General features: G+C 66.5%; 22 protein-coding genes. 10 read left to right on the top strand and 12 right to left on the bottom strand.

Annotated features, from left to right (window positions below; genetic code table 11):
• The 3 genes from JLK41_RS07495 (at position 1) to JLK41_RS07505 (ending at position 1331) form a co-directional block, all read left to right on the top strand.
• A complete protein-coding gene (locus JLK41_RS07495) occupies positions 1 to 333 on the top strand; it encodes a Na+/H+ antiporter subunit G (protein ID WP_037049012.1) in 333 nt (110 codons plus the stop codon).
• Positions 334 to 441: 108 nt separating this feature from the next.
• Positions 442 to 951, top strand: coding sequence for a GNAT family N-acetyltransferase (locus tag JLK41_RS07500; RefSeq protein WP_210390686.1), 510 nt, complete (start codon positions 442 to 444; stop codon positions 949 to 951).
• Positions 948 to 1331, top strand: a complete 384-nt coding sequence (locus JLK41_RS07505; RefSeq protein WP_210390687.1) for a hypothetical protein — start codon at positions 948 to 950, stop codon at positions 1329 to 1331. The genes JLK41_RS07500 and JLK41_RS07505 overlap by 4 nt, the downstream gene beginning before the upstream one ends.
• Before the next feature lie 18 nt (positions 1332 to 1349).
• Here JLK41_RS07505 and JLK41_RS07510 read toward each other — a convergent pair whose 3' ends face one another.
• From JLK41_RS07510 to JLK41_RS07520, 3 genes are all read right to left on the bottom strand, one after another.
• A complete protein-coding gene (locus tag JLK41_RS07510; protein WP_134676314.1) occupies positions 1350 to 2966 on the bottom strand; it encodes an NAD(P)/FAD-dependent oxidoreductase in 1617 nt (538 codons plus the stop codon).
• A 130-nt stretch (positions 2967 to 3096) separates the two neighbouring features.
• A complete protein-coding gene (gene gap, locus JLK41_RS07515; RefSeq protein WP_037049004.1) occupies positions 3097 to 4116 on the bottom strand; it encodes a type I glyceraldehyde-3-phosphate dehydrogenase in 1020 nt (339 codons plus the stop codon).
• A 147-nt stretch (positions 4117 to 4263) separates the two neighbouring features.
• Complete coding sequence (locus tag JLK41_RS07520; RefSeq protein WP_210390688.1) at positions 4264 to 4932, bottom strand: COG3650 family protein; 669 nt, start codon at positions 4930 to 4932, stop codon at positions 4264 to 4266.
• A 124-nt stretch (positions 4933 to 5056) separates the two neighbouring features.
• Between JLK41_RS07520 and JLK41_RS07525 the strand changes: the two genes are divergently transcribed.
• A complete protein-coding gene (locus JLK41_RS07525; protein WP_047592867.1) occupies positions 5057 to 5938 on the top strand; it encodes an RluA family pseudouridine synthase in 882 nt (293 codons plus the stop codon).
• A 51-nt stretch (positions 5939 to 5989) separates the two neighbouring features.
• On the opposite strand, the gene JLK41_RS07530 is transcribed toward JLK41_RS07525, so the two are convergent.
• From JLK41_RS07530 to JLK41_RS07550, 5 genes are all read right to left on the bottom strand, one after another.
• Positions 5990 to 7012, bottom strand: coding sequence for an AbrB family transcriptional regulator (locus JLK41_RS07530; protein WP_037048998.1), 1023 nt, complete (start codon positions 7010 to 7012; stop codon positions 5990 to 5992).
• The gene (locus tag JLK41_RS07535) at positions 6996 to 8516 is read right to left on the bottom strand and encodes a tripartite tricarboxylate transporter permease (RefSeq protein WP_037048995.1); all 1521 of its coding nucleotides are present in this window, start codon (positions 8514 to 8516) and stop codon (positions 6996 to 6998) included. The genes JLK41_RS07530 and JLK41_RS07535 overlap by 17 nt, the downstream gene beginning before the upstream one ends.
• Position 8517: 1 nt before the next feature.
• Positions 8518 to 8961, bottom strand: coding sequence for a tripartite tricarboxylate transporter TctB family protein (locus JLK41_RS07540; RefSeq protein ID WP_037048992.1), 444 nt, complete (start codon positions 8959 to 8961; stop codon positions 8518 to 8520).
• Between the two features lie 102 nt (positions 8962 to 9063).
• Complete coding sequence (locus JLK41_RS07545) at positions 9064 to 10041, bottom strand: Bug family tripartite tricarboxylate transporter substrate binding protein (protein ID WP_037048989.1); 978 nt, start codon at positions 10039 to 10041, stop codon at positions 9064 to 9066.
• A 32-nt stretch (positions 10042 to 10073) separates the two neighbouring features.
• Positions 10074 to 11336 carry an OprD family porin gene (locus JLK41_RS07550; protein ID WP_037048987.1) on the bottom strand — a complete coding sequence of 421 codons (1263 nt, stop codon included), beginning with the start codon at positions 11334 to 11336 and terminating at the stop codon, positions 10074 to 10076.
• A gap of 259 nt (positions 11337 to 11595) precedes the next feature.
• Here JLK41_RS07550 and JLK41_RS07555 point away from each other — a divergent pair, with 259 nt between their 5' ends.
• On the top strand, positions 11596 to 12267 hold the full coding sequence (locus JLK41_RS07555) for a response regulator (RefSeq protein WP_047592876.1): 672 nt from the start codon (positions 11596 to 11598) through the stop codon (positions 12265 to 12267).
• Complete coding sequence (locus tag JLK41_RS07560) at positions 12264 to 13658, top strand: sensor histidine kinase (protein ID WP_037048984.1); 1395 nt, start codon at positions 12264 to 12266, stop codon at positions 13656 to 13658. The genes JLK41_RS07555 and JLK41_RS07560 overlap by 4 nt, the downstream gene beginning before the upstream one ends.
• On the opposite strand, the gene JLK41_RS07565 is transcribed toward JLK41_RS07560, so the two are convergent.
• From JLK41_RS07565 to ygfZ, 3 genes are all read right to left on the bottom strand, one after another.
• Entirely contained in the window at positions 13644 to 14396 is a 753-nt protein-coding gene (locus JLK41_RS07565) for a substrate-binding periplasmic protein (protein WP_210390689.1), read from the bottom strand. The genes JLK41_RS07560 and JLK41_RS07565 overlap by 15 nt on opposite strands.
• A 65-nt stretch (positions 14397 to 14461) precedes the next feature.
• A complete protein-coding gene (locus JLK41_RS07570) occupies positions 14462 to 15298 on the bottom strand; it encodes an HDOD domain-containing protein (RefSeq protein WP_037048978.1) in 837 nt (278 codons plus the stop codon).
• A gap of 45 nt (positions 15299 to 15343) precedes the next feature.
• The gene (gene ygfZ, locus JLK41_RS07575; RefSeq protein ID WP_210390690.1) at positions 15344 to 16285 is read right to left on the bottom strand and encodes a CAF17-like 4Fe-4S cluster assembly/insertion protein YgfZ; all 942 of its coding nucleotides are present in this window, start codon (positions 16283 to 16285) and stop codon (positions 15344 to 15346) included.
• Positions 16286 to 16429: 144 nt separating this feature from the next.
• Between ygfZ and JLK41_RS07580 the strand changes: the two genes are divergently transcribed.
• Positions 16430 to 16684, top strand: a complete 255-nt coding sequence (locus tag JLK41_RS07580; protein ID WP_037048972.1) for an FAD assembly factor SdhE — start codon at positions 16430 to 16432, stop codon at positions 16682 to 16684.
• Positions 16668 to 17135, top strand: coding sequence for a protein YgfX (locus JLK41_RS07585; RefSeq protein WP_210390691.1), 468 nt, complete (start codon positions 16668 to 16670; stop codon positions 17133 to 17135). Before JLK41_RS07580 ends, JLK41_RS07585 begins: the two co-directional genes overlap by 17 nt.
• Here JLK41_RS07585 and nadB read toward each other — a convergent pair.
• The gene (gene nadB / locus JLK41_RS07590; protein ID WP_210390692.1) at positions 17089 to 18720 is read right to left on the bottom strand and encodes an L-aspartate oxidase; all 1632 of its coding nucleotides are present in this window, start codon (positions 18718 to 18720) and stop codon (positions 17089 to 17091) included. The genes JLK41_RS07585 and nadB overlap by 47 nt on opposite strands.
• Positions 18721 to 19227: 507 nt before the next feature.
• On the opposite strand from nadB, the gene rpoE reads away from it, so the two are divergent.
• Positions 19228 to 19809: an RNA polymerase sigma factor RpoE/AlgU gene (rpoE, locus tag JLK41_RS07595; protein ID WP_037048967.1), complete on the top strand. Its 582-nt coding sequence runs from the start codon at positions 19228 to 19230 to the stop codon at positions 19807 to 19809.
• 30 nt (positions 19810 to 19839) lie between these two features.
• On the top strand, positions 19840 to 20412 hold the full coding sequence (locus JLK41_RS07600) for a sigma-E factor negative regulatory protein (RefSeq protein WP_150608740.1): 573 nt from the start codon (positions 19840 to 19842) through the stop codon (positions 20410 to 20412).
• Positions 20413 to 20414 lie beyond the last annotated feature (2 nt).

The raw sequence follows: 20414 nt of genomic DNA on the forward strand, positions 1-20414 counted from the left end.
ATGAACGCTTGGATCGAGGGCCTGGTCGCCCTGTTTCTGCTGCTCGGCAGCCTGTTCGCCCTGGTCGGCGCCATCGGCCTGTACCGCCTGCCGGACTTCTTCATGCGCCTGCATGGGCCGACCAAGGCCACCACCATGGGCGTGGGCGGCATGGTCATCGCATCGCTGATCTACTTCGGGACGCGTGGCCAGGGCATCAGCCTGCATGAACTGCTCATCACCCTGTTCCTGTTCATCACCGCGCCGGTCAGCGCCCACATGCTGGCCAAGGCGGCCCTGCAGCAGAAGGTCCGCCTGAGCGAGCAGACCCGTGGCCGCCCCTGGGAGCAGTGACAGTTTTCACCCGCGACTGTGCCTGTAGACCCTTGCACGCAGGCCCTAGACTGAGCCCCTGGCTGGCAGCACCTGGCGCCGGCCACTGACTCAGGCGAGGTGAACATCATGATGCAGTTGCGCGCCGCGACCGCAGCGGACATCGAGGCCATGTGCGAGCTGTTGCTGGAGCATGGACCGAACCCCTGGAACCACTTGCCCGAAGCCGAGGTACGCGCCCACCTGGCAGCCATCGCAGGTGGCGAGACGAGGGCCCTGCTGGCCGAGCAGGAGGGCGTGCTGCAAGGCTTCGTCAGTCATCGCCTGACCGATGACTTCGCCGCGCATCAGCCGCCGTCACGCTCGGACCAGGTGCATGCCTACATCTGCGAGGCCGTGGTGCACGCTCGGCAGGCCGGGCAGGGGCTGGGCTCGCGCCTGTTGCGTGGCGTGGTCGAAGGGCTGCTGGAGGATGGGCTGCGCGACATCTACATCGACCGCCACGAGGAGAATGCCGCCTCGGCAGGGATGATGCGCAAGGCGGGGTTCGTCGAGTTGCTCACCTACGCCGACCCGCAACGGCGTCCGCACGGTTCGCGCCGCTCGACCCTCTGTTGCCTGCGCGCCGAAGACGCTTGAGCGCGCGGCGTGGCGGCGCCATCGCCTTGCTCGTCGGCGCGCAGCTGGTGCTGGCAGCACTGCTCTACAGCGGTGTCTTCGAGCTCTGTCGACAGCTGCTCGGCACGCTCCGCCGCGATATCGGCTACGGCGTGCAGTTGCAGCATTCGCTGTATCTCTTCGCCGCCCTGGCGCTGTTCAACGCGATCTGGCTGATGAGTTGCCGCAGCCGACGCAGTGGCTTGGCCGGCTGCTGCGTCTGCCTGTCGCTGTGGACGCTGTACTGGGTCAACCTTTTCACCAGCATGCCGCTGCGCAGCCTGCTGGTGGTCACTGTCGGCGTGCTGGTCCTGGCGCTGCCGGCATGCCTGCTGGCGCTACGCTTCAGGTCGCCCGGCTGAGTCCGGCCGGGCTCCTGTTCAGCGCTCCAGCCCGAGCATGTCCCTGGCCACGGCCTCGGCGACACGGATGCCGTCGACGCCGGCGGAGAGGATGCCGCCCGCATAGCCGGCGCCTTCACCGGCCGGATACAGGCCCTTCAGGTTCAGGCTCTGCATGTCGGCGCCACGGGTGATGCGCACGGGGGAGGAGGTGCGCGTCTCGATGCCGGTGAGCACCGCGTCATGCAGGTCGAAGCCCTTGATCTGCTTGGCGAAGGCGGGGATGGCCTCACGGATCGCCGCGATGGCGAAGTCCGGCAGCGACGGCGCCAGGTCGCCCAGGCGCACGCCCGGCTTGTAGGACGGCTGCACCTCACCCAGCGCGGTGGACGGCGTGCCCTTGATGAAGTCGCCGACCAGCTGCCCGGGTGCCTCGTAGTTGCGCCCGCCGAGCACATAGGCGTGCGACTCCAGGCGCTCCTGCAGCTCCACGCCGGCCAGCGGGCCACCGGGGTAGTCCTGCTCCGGGGTGATGCCGACGACGATGCCGGCATTGGCATTGCGTTCGTTGCGCGAATACTGGCTCATGCCGTTGGTGACCACGCGCTCCGGCTCGGAGGTGGCGGCGACCACGGTGCCGCCCGGGCACATGCAGAAGCTGTACACCGCGCGGCCGTTGCTGGCGTGGTGCACCAGCTTGTAGTCGGCGGCGCCGAGCTTCGGGTGACCGGCGTACTTGCCCAGGCGCGCGTTGTCGATCAGCGACTGCGGGTGCTCGATACGGAAACCCACCGAGAACGGCTTGGCCTCCAGGAACACGCCTCGGGCGTGGAGCATGCGGAAGGTGTCACGCGAGCTGTGACCGAGGGCCAGCACCACGTGACGGCTGCGCAGCTGTTCGCCGCTTTCCAGCACGACGCCGCTGAGCTGCTCGTCCTCGATCAGCAGGTCGCTGACGCGCTCCTGGAAGCGCACTTCGCCACCGAGCGCCTTGATCTCCTCGCGCATGGTGGCGACCACGCCGGTAAGGCGGAAGGTGCCGATGTGCGGTTTGTTGATGTAGAGGATCTCGTCCGGCGCGCCGGCCTTGACGAACTCTTCCAGCACCTTGCGGCCGTGATGGTTCGGGTCCTTGATCTGGCTGTAGAGCTTGCCATCGGAGAAGGTGCCGGCGCCGCCTTCACCGAACTGCACGTTGGAGGTCGGGTCGAGCACGTTCTTGCGCCACAGTCCCCAGGTGTCCTTGGTGCGCTGGCGAACTTCCTTGCCGCGCTCCAGGACGATGGGGCGCAGCCCCGCCTGGGCCAGGATCAGTGCGGCGAAGATGCCGCAGGGGCCGAAACCGACCACGATGGGGCGTTCGTCGAGGCCACCGGCAGGCGCCTGGCCGACGGGCTGGTAGCGGATGTCCGGTGCCGGTCCGACGTGGCGATCACCTTCGAGGCGGGCGAGCAGGGCGCTTTCGTCCTGCACCTCGCAGTCGACGATGTAGATGAACGGCATGTCGCCGAAACGCTTGCGGGCATCGTAGCTGCGCTTGAACACGGTGAAGGCGAGCAGCTCGCCATCGGCGATGCCCAGGCGCTGGACGATGGCCGGGCGCAGGGCGTCGTCGGCGTGGTCGAGGGGCAGTTTCAGTTCGGTGAGACGAATCATGGCAGGTATCCAGCAGGGCCGGTGGTGATCCGGCAGGGGGTAACGAGGGCGGCGATTGTACAGGATCGCCGTGTGCCGGTCGTCGCCCGGCAACGCCATGGACGCAGCGGCGCAAGCGCCGCTGCGAGGTTCAGCGCTGGCTGTCGCGGCTCAGGTGATGCCAGTACAGCAGGACGTCGAGCATGCGATTGGCGAATGCCCATTCGTTGTCGTACCAGGCCAGCACCTTGACCAGGTCGTCCTGCACGCGGGTGTGGTTGAGATCGACCACGCAGGAGACCGGGTAGGCGTTGAAGTCGGTGGAAACCAGCGGCGCCTCGTTGCACTCCATGACGCCTGGCGTCATGGCCTTGGCACCGTTCTGCAGCGCGGCATTGATCGCCTCGCGGCTGGTCGCACGCTCGGCGTTGAAGGTCAGGTCGAGCAGCGACACGTTGGGGGTCGGCACGCGCACCGAGAGGCCGTCGAGGCGCCCGGACAGCTCCGGCAGCACCAGGCCGATGGTCCGGGCGGCACCGGTGCTGGTGGGGATCATCGACAGCGCGGCGGCGCGGGCGCGATAGAGGTCGCTGTGGGCCTTGTCCAGCAGGTTCTGGTCGTTGGTGTAGGCATGCACCGTGTTGACCAGCCCCTGGCGGATGCCCACCGCCTCGTGCAGCACCTTGGCCAGCGGCGCCAGGCAGTTGGTGGTGCAGGAGGCGTTGGAAACGATCTGCTGCTGGTTGCTCAGCAACTGGTGGTTGACGCCATAGACCACGGTCAGGTCCGCGCTTTCCAGCGGGTGCGAGAGCAGCACGCGCTGCGCGCCGGCGGTCAGGTGCTGCTCGGCTTGAGCACGCTTCTTGAACTTGCCCGAGCATTCCAGCACCAGGTCCACGCCCAGGCGGTTCCAGGGCAGGTTGAACGCCTCGCGCTCGCTGAGCAGGTGGATCGATTGGCCGCCGAGGTGCAGCTGCTCGCCATGCAGTTCCACCTCGCCGGGAAAGCGGCCGAAGGTGGAGTCGAAGCGTGTCAGGTGGGTGAGGGTCTGGTAGTCGCCGAGGTCGTTGATCGCGACCAGGCGGATGCGTTGCTGCAGATCGCGCTGCACCAGAGCGCGCGTGAGTGCGCGGCCGATGCGCCCATATCCGTTGAGGGCTACTCGTAGCATGGTGGTCTCCTTCCTGCGATGCTGCCTTGAGCTTAGGCGGAGGGAGCGGGGTGCGCCTGCTTTCGATTGTGGCAAAAGATCACACGGGCTGACGGCTGAGCCAGGACCTGCGCTCAGCCGTCAGCATCCGTGCCGCAGGCGGTGCGATCAGTTGCGCATGGCCCCGAAGTGCGCGCAGCCACGCAGTACCTGGCCATCCAGGCGCAGTTCCGCGCTGAGGTGGTTCACCGCACCGCTCATGCCGTCGACGCAGCGCTGCGGCGCGACCCACAGCTCGAGGCGCTGGCCGTTGGCCTCGCTGCTGAAGTTGAGACGGCCTTCCGGCAGCTGTTCTTCCAGGTAGGGCAGGGCCAGTGGCTCATGCTCGGGACGGTTGAGCACCAGGCCCTTGCTGCCGACCTCCACCTGCCAGAACGGCTCGTTGCCGCTGGCGCGCAGGGTCAGGCGCTTGAAGTTGAGGTCGTCGCAGCCATGGCCCTCACCCTGCAGGCGGTAGAGCTGGCTGACCTCGAAGCGGCCATCGTTGCCTTGGCCCTGGCTGCCGCCCAGCTGGCCGGCCAGGTCGGCGAACAGCTCGCCCTGGTCGCCAGCGAGCTGCCTGGCTTCACGCTCGATGCCGGTGTTGCCGCCGTCGACCAGGAGGAAGCGGCGCTGTTCCTGGCAGGGGCTGAACAGCAGCTGGCCGTTCACCAGTTGTACCTGGCCCTGCAGGCGGGTGGCCGGTGGCGGGCCTTCCGTCTTGCCGGTGTAGACCTGGCAGGCGGTCAGAAGCGGGAGTAGGGCGATGCTGCTGAGCAGGGAACGGGTGATGGACATGCAGGCCTCCGAAGCGAAGCGGCCACCATAGCTACAGCGTGACGCCGGCTCAAGCCGTTTGCTTTGACTGAACGCGGTGACTGCGGCCTAATTCGCCGCATCCGGACCGATGCGAGCCCCCGTAATGCCCAGCCCTGCCATGCGCCCCAGTACGCTTCACCTGCCCCAGGGCGACTGGGCGACGGTGCTCGACTGCCTGTGCGCGCACTTTCCCGCCATCGAGCGGGCGGTGTGGCTGCAGCGCATGGCGCGTGGCCGCGTGCTGGATGGCGAAGGCAAGCCCATCGATGCCGAGCATCCCTATCGCGCCGGCCTCAAGGTGCGCTACTTCCGTGAGGTGCCGAACGAGACGCCGATTCCCTTCGAAGAGCAGGTGCTGTGGCAGGACGAGCACCTGCTGGTCGCCGACAAGCCGCATTTCCTGCCCGTGATGCCGGCTGGCGAGTATGTCGAGCAGACCCTGCTGGCACGCCTGATCAGGCGCACCGGCAATCCTGACCTGGTGCCGATCCACCGCATCGACCGGCTGACCGCCGGCCTGGTGCTGTTCTCGGTAGACCCGGCCAGCCGCGGGCTGTATCAGGCGCTGTTTCGCGAGCGACAGGTGGAGAAGCGCTACGAGGCCATTGCCCCGGCGCTGACCGATCTGCAGTTCCCCTGTGTGCACCGTTCGCGGATGGTCGCCGGCGAGCCCTTCTTCCGCATGCAGGAGGTCGCCGGCGAGGCCAACAGCGAAACGCGGATCGAGGTGCTCGAGCGCCGTGGCGCGCTATGGCGCTACGGCCTGTCTCCGGTCACCGGGCGCAAGCATCAGCTGCGGGTGCACCTGGCCGGACTGGGCGCGCCCATCGTTGGCGACGACTTCTATCCGCACCTGCTGGAGTCGCGCCACCAGGCGGATGACTACAGCCAGCCGCTCAAGCTGCTGGCCCGTGGTCTGCGTTTCGTCGACCCGCTCAGTGGTCAGCCCCGTACGTTCGACAGCCAGCTGCACCTGCAGTGGTAGCGGGGCGCCGGGGCAGCCACTTGGGCGAAGCGGCAGTGCAAGCACCACGGGCTAGACGTGGCGCTTGCACCAGAGCTTGAACAGCGGCTCGGCGAGAAACATCACCAGAAACAGCCGCAATACCTGCAGCGCGGTGACCAGTGCCACCGAGAGCTGCAGGGCCTCGGCAGTCAGACACAGCTCGGTGATGCCGCCAGGCATCATGCCCAGCATCAGTGACAGGTGATCCTCGCCGGCCAGCCAGCCGAGCCCTTCACCCAGCGCAGCGGCGACCAGCATCGCCAGCAGGGTGAACAGCAGTACGCGGGCCAGGAAACCGGGAGCGCTGCGGAAGAAGGCGCGGTCGAAATGACAGCCCAGCGCGCTGCCGATCAGCCACTGACCGAGCTGGCCGAGGCCTGGCGGCAGGCCCAGGTGCAGGTCGAAGGTGGCGCTGGCCACGGCGCAGGCGGTCAGCGGGCCAAGCATCCAGGGGTTGGGTTGCTTCAGGCGCCCCCAGCCCAGGGCCAGCACCGCGCCGGCGGCGAGCAGGACGATCAGCCAGGTCCAGTCCACTGGCGCGCGCGCCGGTGCACTGACAGCGGGCAGGCCCCAGGTGAACAGCGCCGGAATCAGCAGGACCACCAGCAGCAGGCGCAGGCTGTGCGCCGCGGCCACCCGTGCCGGTTGGGCGTCGTGGCGCAGGGCCAGGTTGACCATCTCGCTGGCCCCGCCCGGCATGCTGGCGAAGAACGCGGTGGCGCGGTCGACGCCGGCACGACGGAGGATGGCGATGCCGATGAGGCTGAGCAGGAGCGTGCCGAAGGCACCCATGACGATGATCGGCAGATGGCTGAGCACCTGCTCCAGCACTTCGCTGGTGAAGTGCAGGCCGATGCCGCTGGCGACCAGCCACTGGCCGGTCTTGCGCCCACCGGGGAGTTCGCTGAAGGCACGATTGGTCAGGCAGCGCAGGGCGATCACCGCGAGCAGCGAGCCGACCATCCAGGGCAGGGGCCAGCCGGCGAGGCTGGCCAGGTAGCCGCCGACCGCACCGGCCAGCGGCGTTACCCAGAGATCACGCGGCAGCGGCATCAGCCCCGGCCTTGATCTGTTGGCGACGACGCACCCAGCGGATGCCCGGCAACGCCAGCATCAGCGCGACCAGTGCCCAGAGCACCAGGGTGATCGGGCTGCCCCAGAGAATGCCCAGGTCGCCGGCCGAGATCGACAGCGCGCGGCGCAGGTTGTCCTCCATCAGCTCGCCGAGGACGAAGCCGAGGATCAGCGCCGACAGCGGGAAGTCGAGCTTGCGCAGGATGTAGCCGAACACGCCGAGGAGGATCATCAGCACCAGATCGAAGGTGGTGCTGTGCACGGCGTAGACGCCGACCATGCTGACCACGGTGATCGCCGGTACCAGCACCCAGTTCGGCACGCTGAGCATGCGCGAGAACAGTCCGACCAGCGGGATGTTCATCACCAGCAGGATGACGTTGCCGATGAACAGCGAGGCGATCAGGCCCCAGACCACGTCGGGCTGCTGTTCGAACAGCAGCGGGCCGGGCGTGATGTTGTACAGGGTCAGGGCGCCGATCATCACCGCGGTGGTGCCCGAGCCCGGTACGCCGAGGGTCAGCATGGGGATCAGCGAGCCGCAGGCCGAAGCGTTGTTGGCCGCCTCCGGGGCTGCCAGGCCACGCAGGTCACCGTCACCGAAGCGGCCCTTGCTGCCGGCCATGCGCTTCTCGGTCATGTAGGTCATGGCACTGGCGATGGTGGCGCCGGCGCCGGGGAGAGTGCCGATGACGAAGCCGGCCAGGGCGCTGCGGATCATGGTCCAGAAGGTCTGGCAGAACTCCTTGAAGTTGAACAGCAGACGGCCGCTGGCCTTGACCGCCTTCTGCCCGCCGTGGGTCTTCTCCAGCATCAGCAGGACCTCGCTGACGCTGAAGAAGCCGATCACCACGATGACGAACTGGATGCCGTCGGACAGGCTGACGCTGTCGAAGGTGAAGCGATAGACGCCGGTGGTCGAGTCCACGCCGACCGTGGCCAGGGCCAGGCCGATCAGGGCGGCCATCAGGGTCTTGACCGGCTTGTCGCCGACCATGCCGCCGAGGCAGGCGATGGCGAACACCATCAGCACGAAGTATTCGGCGGGGCCGAAGGCCACGGCCCACTTCGCCAGCAGCGGCGCGAACAGCACCACGCCGCAGGTGGCGACGATGCTGCCGATGAAGGAGCTGACCGCCGACAGCGACAGGGCGATGCCCGCCTTGCCCTGACGCGCCAGCGGGTAGCCGTCGAGGGTGGTCATGATGGCCGCGGCGTCGCCCGGCACGTTGAGCAGGATGGCGGAGATACGCCCGCCGTACTCGCAGCCCAGGTAGACGGCGGCGAGCAGAATCAGTGCGGTTTCCGGCGGCAGGCCGAGGGCGAACGCCAGGGGCAGCAGCAGGGCCACGCCGTTGATCGGGCCGAGGCCCGGCAGCAGGCCGACCACGGTGCCGACGAAGGCGCCGAACAGCGCCACCAGCAGGTTGTCCGGGCGCGTGGCGACACCGAAGCCCTGCATCAGGAAGTTAAGGGTTTCCATTTCAGCTCTCCACGAAGGCTTCAAGCAGGCCGAGCGGCAGGGGCACGTCCAGCAGCAGATCGAACAACACGTACAGCAGCACGCCCATCGCTACCGCGCTGACCGCGCAGGGCAGCGGGCGGCCGGTGAACAGCAGGCCCAGGGCAAAGGTGGCCAGGCTGGTGCTGATGACGAAGCCGAGCGGCTCGAAGGTCAGCGCATAGGCCAGCAGAACCACCACGCACAGCGCGCTGCGCAGCGCCGTGGGAAGGTCCAGGCGTTGTTCGAGCATGCCCGGCTTGAACACCAGCCACAGGCTGCCGGCACCCATCAGGGCCAGCAGCAGCAGCGGGTAGGCCCGTGGGCCGACCGGGTCATAGGCGAAAGGCGCCTGGAAGCCCCAGGCAATGACGGCGAGCCAGGCACACAGAAGCAGCCAGACCGCGGAGAACAGGCGAACGTACATGGTGATTTACCTCGGAAGCGCCAGGCCGGAGGGCAGCGCCGAACACGACCCGGGTGGGGTGCTCAGTGCTGCCCTCGGCAGGGCGCGGATTGCACAGGCGTGTTACTGGACCAGGCCGAATTCGCCGGCCAGGGCCTTGTAGTCCTGCACTTGCTTGAGCACGAAGGCATTGAGCTCGTCGCCGGTCAGCGACAGCGGGAACAGGTCACGTTGTTCGCGCAGGGCGGCGAAGTCGTCACGTGCCAGCATCTTCTCGAACTGGCCCTGCCACCAGGCGAACTGCTCGTCGCTGACCTGCGGGCCCATGTAGAAGCCGCGAATCACCGGCCAGCTGATGTCGTAGCCCTGCTCCTTGGCGGTCGGAATGTCCGCCAGCTTGCCCGGCAGACGCTCGTCGGACAGTACGGCGAGGATGCGCACCTTGCCGGCCGCCAGTTGCGGGGTGACTTCGCCCAGGCCGCTGGAAGTGACCTGCACGTGACCGCCGAGCATCGCGGTCAGGGTCTCGCCGCCGCCTTCGAAGGCCACGTAGCGCAGGCTCTGCGGGTCGATGCCGGCCGCGCGGGCGATCAGTGCGGTCTGCATCCAGTCCTGGCCGCCGATGGTCGCACCGGCGCCGAAGACCACGCTGGCCGGGTCTTTCTTCAGCGCCTCGACCAGCTCGCCGAGGGTCTGCCAGGGCGCATCGGCGCGTACGGTGATGGCGCCGTAGTCGGTGCCGATCGCCGCCAGCCAGCGGACGGCGTGTTCGTCGTAGCGACCGAACTTGCCCTGCGCCAGGTTGAGCAGCGAACCGGAGGAGAAGGCGGTGATGGTGCCTGGGTCCTTGGCGCGCTGGGCGACCACGGCGTTGTAGGCAACGGCGCCGACGCCACCCGGCATGTAGGTGACGCGCATGGGCGCCTTGAGCAGGCCGGTGTCCTTGAGGCCGCTCTGGGCCAGCTTGCAGGTCAGGTCGAAGCCGCCGCCGGGCTTGGCCGGTGCGATGCATTCGGGACGCTTGGGTTCGGCAGCCAGCAGCTGGCCGGCGAAGGCCAGGCAGGAAACCGCCAGTGCGGCGCGGGTCAGGGCAGATTTCATGATTGGGTTCTCCTGGAGAATCTTATTTTGGGTTACCAGATGGGCAGGGTGTAGCCGACGATGACGCGGTTTTCATCTGCATCGCGGGCAAAGTCGGAACGGAAGCTGGCGTTGCGTACGCGAACGTAGAGGTCCTTGAGCGGGCCGTTCTGCACCACGTACTTGAACTCGATGTCGCGTTCCCATTCGCCGCCACGCTCGTCGCTGCCGGCGATGCGTGCATCGTCACCACGGATGTAGCGGGTCATGAAGGTCAGGCCGGGAACCCCGACGCTGGCGAAGTTGAAGTCGTAGCGCGCCTGCCAGGAACGCTCGTCGGCGTTGGCGAAGTCGTTGATCTGTACGAAGTTGACCAGGAACGGATCGCTGCCGTCGATGTAGGCGAAGCCGGTGTCGCCGCTCATGTCCTGAAAGCCCAGGCCGAACTTGTGCGCACCGATGCCGTAGCTGAGCATGGCGTTGATCGCGCGGTTGTCCACCTTGCCCGCCTTGGCGGCGCCGGTGTCGTCGCTGTAGATCAGGCGCAGATCGCTGTTCAGGGTGCCGGCACCGAGCTTGTGGCTGGTCAGCAGGCCGAGGAAGTGCTGGCGGTAGATGTCGTCCAGGTCGGCGTAGTAGTAGCGGCCGGTAAAGCCGGGCGCGAACTTGTAGTCGGCGCCGGCCAGATCCAGGTGGTCGGCCTGGATGCCACCGGCGAAGCGGCGGTTCTTGCTGTTGAGCACCAGGTCTTCGTCGTCGGTGGAGGCGCGGTCGATGACCTTGTCCAGGCGACCACCGGTGAAGGTCAGGCCTTCCAGTTCGGAGGAGGTCAGCAGGCCGCCCTCGAAGACCTGCGGCAGCAGGCGGCTGTCGCTGGCCTTGACCACGGGCAGCTCCGGCACGTGCGAGCCATAGCGCAGCTCGGTGGCGGACACCTTGATCTTGGCGGTCAGGCCCAGGCGGCTGAAGTCGTCGGCCGAACGCCCGTCATCATGCACCGGCAGCAGGTCGGTGCCGGTGCGCCCGCGTCCCGAGTCGAGCTTGAGGCCGAGCAGGCCCATGGCATCGAGGCCAAAACCGACGGTGCCTTCGGTGTAACCGGACTGCAGGTCGAGACGGAAGCCCTGACCCCATTCTTCGCGCTTGTTCTGGCCGGAACCTTCGCGGAAGTCACGATTGAGGTAGATGTTGGTGGCGGTCAGGCTGGCAGTGCTGTCTTCGATGAAGGCGGCGTTGGCGAGCGGGGTCGCACTGGCGGCGATGGCCAGGCAGAGCAGGCGGACAGGCGGCAGGGCCTGACGTGAGGCTGCGTACATGTGTGGTCTCCGTTTTTGTTCTTGTTGCGACCTGGCACCACTGCAAGGTCGCTTGAGCAGGTGGATCGAGCCACCTTGAAGCGATGCTATGAGGGCAAGCTTTCAGCAGGCTTTCATGGCTGAAAGTTTTTTCCGGCGGTGCTGGCGGGGGCGTCCGCGCGGCTGGCGGTGGCAACGAAACCTGGCAACTGGGCAATTCACAGCGGCGTCGAGGGCGCTACACTGCGCGCCTCTAACGATGCTGCAGCTGGAGGTGGCGGTGCGTATCCTGCTGGTCGAAGACCATCCGCAACTGGCGGAAAGCGTGGCCCAGGCCCTGAAAGGCGCGGGCTGGACGGTGGACGTGCTGCACGATGGCGTCGCCGCCGACCTGGCGCTGTCGAGCGAGGAGTACGCGCTGGCGATTCTCGACATCGGCCTGCCGCGCCTCGACGGCTTTGCCGTGCTGGCGCGCTTGCGTGATCGCGGGCAGACCCTGCCGGTGCTGATGCTGACCGCGCGTGGCGAGGTCAAGGACCGCGTGCATGGCCTCAACCTCGGCGCCGACGATTATCTGGCCAAGCCCTTCGAGCTGAGCGAGCTCGAGGCGCGGGTCAAGGCATTGCTGCGGCGCAGTGTGCTGGGTGGCGAACAGCTGCAGCGCTGTGGCGAGCTGGTCTACGACCTCGGGGCGCGGCGCTTCAGCCTGAAGGGCGAGGCGCTCAGTCTGACCGCCCGCGAGCAGGCCGTGCTGGAGGCGATGATCGCCCGACCGGGCCGGGTGATGAGCAAGGAACAGCTGGCCGCGCAGGTATTTGGTCTGGACGAGGATGCCAGCCCCGATGCCATCGAGATCTACGTCCATCGCCTGCGCAAGAAGCTCGAAGGCAGCGCCGTGCGCATCGTCACCTTCCGCGGTCTCGGCTACCTGCTGGAGGCGGTCGAGGCATGAGCCGTGGCTTCAGCCTGCGCGGGCGCCTGCTGCGGCGCCTGGCCCTGCTGTTGTCGGTCATCCTGTTGCTGAGCAGCCTCAGCGCCTACTGGAGCGCGCGGCGCGCCGCCGACGAGGCCTACGACCGCACCCTGCTGGCGTCGGCACGTGCCGTGGCCGACGGCCTCTACGCCGAGGACGGGCGCCTCAGGGCCAACATTCCCTACGTGGCGCTGGACACCTTCGCCTATGACAGTGCCGGACGCATCTACTACCAGGTGCTCGACCTCGAGGGGCATCAGGTATCCGGCTACGAAGACCTGCCAGCCGCGCCCAAGGGCACGCCGCGCACCGACGACTACCCGGCGCTGGCGCATTTCTACGACGCCGAGTACCGCAATCAGGGGGTGCGCGTGGTCAGCCTGCTGCAGCCGGTCAGCGAGCCGCAGTTGAACGGTATCGCCGAGATTCGCGTGGCCGAAACCCAGGGCGCGCGCGAGCGCATGGCCCGCGAGCTGCTGGTGGGGACGCTGTGGCGCATGGGCCTGCTGTCGATCAGTGCGCTGCTGCTGGTCTGGCTGGCGGTGAACCTGGCGTTGCGACCGCTGGAGGCGTTGCGTCGGGAGGTGGCCGAGCGCACCAGCGATGATCTGCAGCCCCTGCACGACAGCGGCTTGCCCCGCGAGGTGCTGCCGCTGGTGGAGACCTTGAACCAGTTCAACGAGCGGCTGAGAGGCCTGTTCGAGCGTCAGTCGCAATTCATCGCCGACGCGGCGCATGAACTGCGCACGCCACTGGCCGCGCTCAAGGCGCGCATCACCCTGGGCTTGCGCGCCGAGGAAGCGCAAGAGTGGCGCAGGACGCTGGAGGAGGTGGCGCTGCAGGGTGACCGCCTGACCTTGCTGGCCAATCAGCTGCTGTCCCTGGCGCGGATCGAAAGTGGTGCGCGCGCCATCACCGAGGGCGGTGCGCAGCGCATCGATCTCAGCCAGCTGGCCCGCGACCTGGCGCTGGCCATGGCGCCGCTGGCGCATGCCCGTGGGGTGGCGCTGGCGCTGGAGGCCGAGCAGCCGGTCTGGATCGATGGCGAGCCGACCCTGCTCAACGAACTGCTGAACAACCTGCTGGACAATGCGCTGGCGCATACCCCCGCCGGCGGCAACCTGGTGATCCGCGCGGTGGCTCCGGCCGTGCTGGAGGTCGAGGACGATGGTCCGGGCATTCCCGAGGCCGAGCGCGAGAAGGTCTTCGAGCGCTTCTACAGGCGCAGCGCACAGGGCAATGGTGCCGGCCTGGGGTTGGCCATCGTCGGGGAGATCTGCCGTGCCCACCAGGCCCGCATCAGCCTGCATCAGGCCCGGCCGCACGGCCTGCTGGTGCGGGTCGAGTTTCCGCTGCTAGTAGAGGCTTAGCGGCTGCTGGATCTCCAGCAGGTACTGGGAGATCTTGCCGCTGGCACGGAGCTGCTCGAGACCCCGGTTGAAGCGCGCCATCAGCTCGGCATTGCCCGGCACCTCGCGCGAAAGCAGCAGGTGCAGGCTGTCGCTGCGCAGTGGCTTGGCGTGAAAGCTCAGGCGGCGGCGCTCGGCCGGGCTGAAGTGCTGGTAGAGCAGGTCGAAGCCGACCACCTTGTCCACGGGAAACAGGTCGACGCGCCCGGCCAGCAGCTGGCGTAGTCCCTGTTCGTCACTGGTCAGGCGCATGACCTCGAGGTCGCCGGCCGCTTCGGCACGCTGGAAGGCGTCGCCGTAGTCGTAGCCGCGCGTGCCGGCAATGCGCAGGCCGCGCAGGTCATCGATGTCGGACCAGTCGAATGCGTCGTCCTTGCGGTGGAACAGGTAGTAGCCGCTCTCCACGACCGGCGCGCTGACATGGAAGTGCTGCTGCCGTTGTGGGTTGTTCAGCCACACCGCGCTGCCGTCGCGCAGGCCCTGCTCGGCCATCTTCAGCGAGCGTGCCCAGGGGTGGAACTCCCATTGCACCGTGATGCCCTGCGAGGCGAAGGCCTCTTCGACGATGCGCGAGGCAACGCCGTGGTGGGGAAGGGTCTCGCCCAGGTAGGGGGGCCACTCACCGTTGGTCAGGCGGACGCGATCAGCGGCGTGGAGGTTGCCGAACAGCAGGACGAGCAGGAGAAATGCGTAACGCATGGCTCTACTTCCTCAGGCGAGTGACCTGAGTGTAGAGGCGATATGCCATCCATGGCGAGATGCTTTTACTGCAGCATGCCCATGGCCGCTTCCATGGCGGCGGAGAGGTCTTCGTCGGCCTGCATGTCGACCTGCGGGTCGAGGCCCAGCTTGGCGAACGCCGGCACCTTGCTCCAGTCGAGCTGGGTGTAGGGGTGCTCGCTGCCCAGGTAGCTCTGCAGGGTCGCGACCTGGACGATGTCGACGTAATCGACCTTGGCCGAGTTGCGCGTGAAGTCCAGGTAGTGGCTGGGCACGATGGCGATCGGCTCGGGGAACTCCCAGGTGCGCAGGATCTTGTCGCCGATGATCGGGTGAATCTGCTCGATCACATGGTTGAGGCTGATGGAATCGGCCAGCAGTTCGTTGTGTTCTTCGGCGTAGGTCAGGATCGGGAGCACGCCGATCTGATGGACCAGGCCGGCGAGGGTCGCCTGGTCCGGCATCAGGCGGGTGTAGTGGCGGCACAGAACGTGGCAGATGCCCGCAATTTCGGTGCTCTTGTTCCACACTTCACGCATCTTGCGGTCGACCACGTCGCTGGTGGCCTGGAACATCTGCTCCATCGCCAGGCCGGTGGCCAGGTTGCAGGTGTAGTTGATGCCCAGGCGGGCGACGGCCATCTGCAGGTCGGTGATTTCCTTGTTGCTGCGCAGCAACGGGCTGTTGACCACCTTGATGATGCGCGCGGTCAGGGCGGCATCGTTGCCGATCACCTTGCTGATCTGCGGGATACCGACATTGGGGTCTTCTGCGGCCTCGCGAACCTTCAGTGCCACTTCGGGCAGGGTTGGCAGTACCAGCTCATCGTTCTCGATGGCGTTGATCAGATCCTGTTGGACTTTTTCGGCAAGCTTGCTCATCAAAAGGCTCTCTTAGGCGAACCGGTGTGGCGCCGGGAAGTTTAGTCAGCGCTGGATTTCCTTGTCGGCATCCAGCTGGTAGGGCAAGTCGAGCAGGGCCAGTGCCGGGCCCTCGTTGCTGCCGAGGTGAATGCGGCCGTCATTGACTGCATCTTCCTGCAGTACGGCGAGCAGCTCAATGTCTTCGTCAGCCTGCGCGGCCAGCACCACTTCTCCGACACTGGAGCCGTGGACCGGGGAGAACAGCTCGCTGCCGACGGCCGGTAGCACTGCGCCGACCAGGCGCAGGCGGTACAGGCGGCGCTTGAGCTTGCCGAGGTACTGCATGCGCGCGACGATCTCCTGGCCGGTGTAGCAGCCCTTCTTGAAGCTCACGCCGCCGAGCGCCTGGAGGTTGATCATCTGCGGAATGAACAGCTCGCGCGTCGCGCCGAACACCTGGCCGACGCCGGCGCGGACCTGCGCCAGCAGCCAGTCGTTGAGCGGCGCCTGGCGCAGGTGCTTGCCCAGCACGGCGAGCAGACGCTCGGATTCGGCGTGCGGCGCCCAGAGTTCGGCGCGGCCGTCGCCAAGGCGAACGACGAGCAACTCGCCGCTGCTGGCCACGGCATCCGCCTGCTCGCCGAGCTCGATGCCCAGCTCGCTCAGTGCGGCGTTCCCGCCGGCCAGGCCGAAGCGCACCCAGGCCGCGCTTTCATCGGCAGGCTTGGATTTGGCAAACACCGCGTATTTGTGCAGCTCGGCCTGCTGGGCTTCGATCAGCTCGCGTGCCATCGCCAGCAGGTAGCCGTCAGCGACCGGCACGATGCGGAAGCTGGAGAGCATGCGCCCTTTCGGCGTACAGCGGGCGCCCAGGCTGGACAGATGGGCATCGAGGTAGTTGAGGTTGCAGGTCAGTTGCCCCTGCAGGAACTTGGCGGCATCGGTGCCGCGCACGGCGAGAACGCCTTCGTGATCGAGGAGGGTGAAATACGCGCTATCGGCCATGATGCAAGTCGAATCACTGGGTAAAGGTCAGGGGCGTCATCATAGAGGGCGTGATAGGCCTTGTCAGCGCAATTGCGCCTCGTCTCGGTGAACAGCGGCGCAATTCGCCGTTATACTGCGGCCCTCGTTCGAGGAGTCCGTTGCATGGTTGAGCAAACTGAACTGAATCGCCTGTTCTGGCATAGCCGTCGTGGCATGCTGGAGCTGGACGTACTGCTGGTGCCTTTCGTCCAGGAGGTGTACCCCAGCCTGGATGCCGAGGATCAGGCGCGCTACCGCAAGCTGCTGGAGTGCGAGGATCAGGACATGTTCGGCTGGTTCATGCAGCGCGGCGAGCCGGAAGACGCCGATCTCAAGCGCATGGTGCGCATGATCCTGGATCGTGTCCAACCCAAGTGACGTATTCGAGTGTCAGTGGCGGCCGTCACGCTGGCTGCTGAGGCTCTATCTGCTGGTCCTGGCGCTGGCCATGCCGGCGCCCTGGCTGGCCGACCTGCCGCTCTGGTCGAAGCTGTCGATCTGCGCGCTGCTGTTGGTGCATGCGGCCAGGGTGCTGCCGCGCCACATCCTGTTGTCATCGCCACAGAGCGTCGTCGGCGTGCGCCGCGATGCATTCGGCTGGTCGTTGCGGAGTGCGGATGGCACCTGGCAGGCCGTGCAGCTGCGCCCGGACAGCATGGCGCTGCCGCTGCTGGTGGTTCTGCGTTATCGCCTGCCGGGGCAGCGCTTCAGTCGCGGGCTGTGCATTCCCCGCGACGCACTGCCGACCGAGCAGCATCGACGCCTGCGCCTGCGTCTGAAGTTCAGTCGCAGGCGCTGGGCTGAGCCTGTGGCGTCGGCGTCAGAATAGTATCGCGGGCTTCGGCCAGCTGCTCGGGGTAGTCCAGGGTGTAATGCAGGCCACGGCTCTCGTGGCGGCGCATGGCCGAATTGATCATCAGCTCGGCGACCAGGGCGAGGTTGCGCAGCTCGATCAGGTCGCGACTGACCTTGTAGTTGCTGTAGAACTCGTCGATCTCGTCCAGCAGCAGGCGCACCCGGTGCTGTGCGCGCTGCAGGCGCTTGTTGGTGCGCACGATGCCCACGTAGTCCCACATGAAGCGCCGCAGTTCGTCCCAGTTGTGGGCGATGATCACGTCCTCGTCGGAGTCTGTCACCTGGCTGGCGTCCCAGCAGGGGACGTCACTGGGCATGTCGACCCGGTTCAGGTTGGCGACGATGTCGTTGCAGGCCGAACGGGCGTAGACGAAGCACTCCAGCAACGAGTTGCTGGCCATGCGATTGGCGCCGTGCAGGCCGGTGAAGCTGGTTTCGCCAATGGCATACAGCCCGGGAACGTCGGTGCGGCCGCAGCGGTCGACGACCACGCCGCCGCAGGTGTAATGCGCTGCGGGCACCACGGGGATGGCTTGCCGGGTGATGTCGATGCCGAAGCCCAGGCAGCGTTCGTACACCGTGGGAAAGTGGCTCTTGATGAAGTCGGCGGGCTTGTGACTGATGTCGAGGTAGACGCAGTCGATCCCGAGGCGCTTCATTTCATGGTCGATGGCACGGGCGACGATGTCGCGGGGCGCCAGTTCGGCGCGCTCGTCGAAGCGCGGCATGAAACGCTCGCCGTTGGGCAGCTTGAGCAGTCCGCCTTCGCCGCGCACCGCCTCGGTAACCAGGAAGCTCTTGGCCTGCGGGTGATACAGGCAGGTGGGGTGGAACTGGTTGAACTCCAGGTTGCCGACGCGGCAACCGGCGCGCCAGGCCATGGCGATGCCGTCGCCGCAGGCACCATCGGGGTTGCTGGTATAGAGGTAGACCTTGGCTGCACCGCCGGTGGCGAGAATGACGAAGCGGGCGGTGAAGGTGTCGACCTCGCCACGGGTCCGGTCCAGCACGTAGGCGCCCAGGCAGCGCTCACCCTCCAGGCCGAGCCTGCGCTCGGTGATCAGGTCGACGGCGACGCGCTGTTCCAGCAGCTCGATGTTCGAGCGCCCGCGGGCCTGTTCCAGCAAGGTGTTGAAGATCGCGGCGCCGGTCGCATCTGCGGCGTGAATGATGCGGCGGTGGCTGTGCCCGCCCTCGCGCGTCAGGTGAAACTCGAAGCCGCCGTCTTCCAGTGCGGTTTCGTCTTCACGGGTGAAGGGCACGCCCTGGTCGATCAGCCACTGGATGGCCTCGCGGCTGTGCTCGACGGTGAAGCGCACGGCGTCCTCGCGACACAGGCCGGCACCGGCGTCGAGCGTGTCGGCCACGTGCGATTCGACCGTGTCGGTATCGTCCAGTACGGCGGCAACGCCACCTTGCGCCCAATAGGTCGAGCCATTGGACAGGTCACCTTTGCTCAGGACCGCGATGCGCAGATGGGAAGGCAGGGTAAGGGCTAGGGTCAGGCCGGCGGCACCGCTGCCGATGACCAGAACGTCGTGCTGGAAATGTAAGCTCATGTCCGAGTTCCGCGTGAAAGCGAGTCCTAGTATATAGAGAGGGGCGACGGCACAATAGCCGCCCAAGTCCTGCTCGGGATCACCCTGTTGCAATGCGGTCTTCGCGGGCGCCGATCCGCTGGGGCCGCTTGTTTGGGTGAGTGAATCGAACCGCTGCGTCTGTCCTGCCGGCAGCGCTCTGGCTCGAGAGGTTATGAACAGGCCTTATGACCGACCGCAGTGCTCGGGAACTTTCTTAGTCGTTAAGGTTCCATAGAGGGTCGTCCATGTAAGGGAGGACGCGTGCGCGTGCCTGCCTCCGAGCATTGTCGAGGAGGTCGGATGGGCGGCGATAAGATTATTCGCGCTGGCGGAAAGGTTCCGCTGGCGCCATTTCTGGCAGAGAGAAGAGAACTCTGCGGGAAAGCTTGCTTGGAGGGGAGAACTTTTGCGTAAGGCCCGAGTCTATCTTGGCAAGCTGATTCGCTTACGGGCGCAAGCCTCCTCCAAGCGTCATGAGGAGAGTGCATGCTAACCCAGGAAGACGATCAGCAGCTGGTCGAGCGAGTGCAGCGCGGTGACAAGCGCGCCTTCGATCTGTTGGTGCTGAAGTATCAGCACAAGATCCTCGGTTTGATCGTGCGATTCGTGCACGACACCCACGAGGCTCAGGATGTCGCTCAGGAGGCCTTCGTCAAGGCCTACAGAGCGCTTGGAAACTTTCGCGGTGACAGCGCGTTCTATACCTGGCTGTACCGCATCGCCATCAACACGGCGAAGAATTATCTGGTGTCGCGCGGTCGCCGGCCGCCAGATAGTGATGTCAGTAGCGATGACGCGGAGTTCTATGATGGTGATCACGGCCTCAAGGACATCGAGTCACCGGAGCGGGCATTGCTGCGCGACGAGATCGAAGCCACCGTGCATCGAACCATCGCCCAGCTGCCGGACGACCTGCGTACGGCACTGACCCTGCGCGAGTTCGAAGGCTTGAGTTACGAAGACATTGCCAGCGTCATGCAATGTCCGGTGGGTACGGTGCGTTCACGGATCTTCCGTGCACGTGAGGCAATTGATAAGTCCCTGCAACCGCTGTTGCAGGAAGCCTAAGGCAGCGGCGATAGCCAAGAGAGGTACGCCATGAGTCGTGAAACCCTGCAGGAATCGCTGTCCGCGGTGATGGATAACGAAGCGGACGAACTGGAATTGCGGCGTGTGCTCGCAGCCAGCGAAGGCAGCGAGCTGCGTGACACCTGGTCGCGCTATCAGCTGGCCAGGGCGGCCATGCATCGCGAGGTGCTGGTGCCGAAGCTGGACATCGCTGCTGCGGTATCCGCAGCGCTGGCCGACGAAGCGGCTCCGGCGCGCAAGACCCCTATGTGGCGCAGCGTCGGTCGTGTCGCCGTGGCAGCGTCCGTGACGGTCGCCGTGCTGGCTGGTGTGCGCTTCTACAATCAGGACGAGCTGACGGGTAATCAGCTGGCCCAGCAAGACGCCTCTCCGGTGCTCTCGGCGCCGCAGGTCCAGGGGCCTGCACTGCTCGCCGGCTACAACAGCAGCGAGGAAGCCGGTGAGCCTGCCAAGGTTGGCACCGTAAGCTGGCATGATCAGCGTCTGCCCGACTACCTGCGTCAACATGCGCAGCAGGCCGTGATGGGGGGTGGTGAAACCGCTCTGCCTTACGCCCGGGCCGCCAGTCTGGAAAACCGCTAAGG

This window comes from Ectopseudomonas khazarica (assembly GCF_017915135.1).
GTDB lineage: Bacteria > Pseudomonadota > Gammaproteobacteria > Pseudomonadales > Pseudomonadaceae > Aquipseudomonas > Aquipseudomonas khazarica.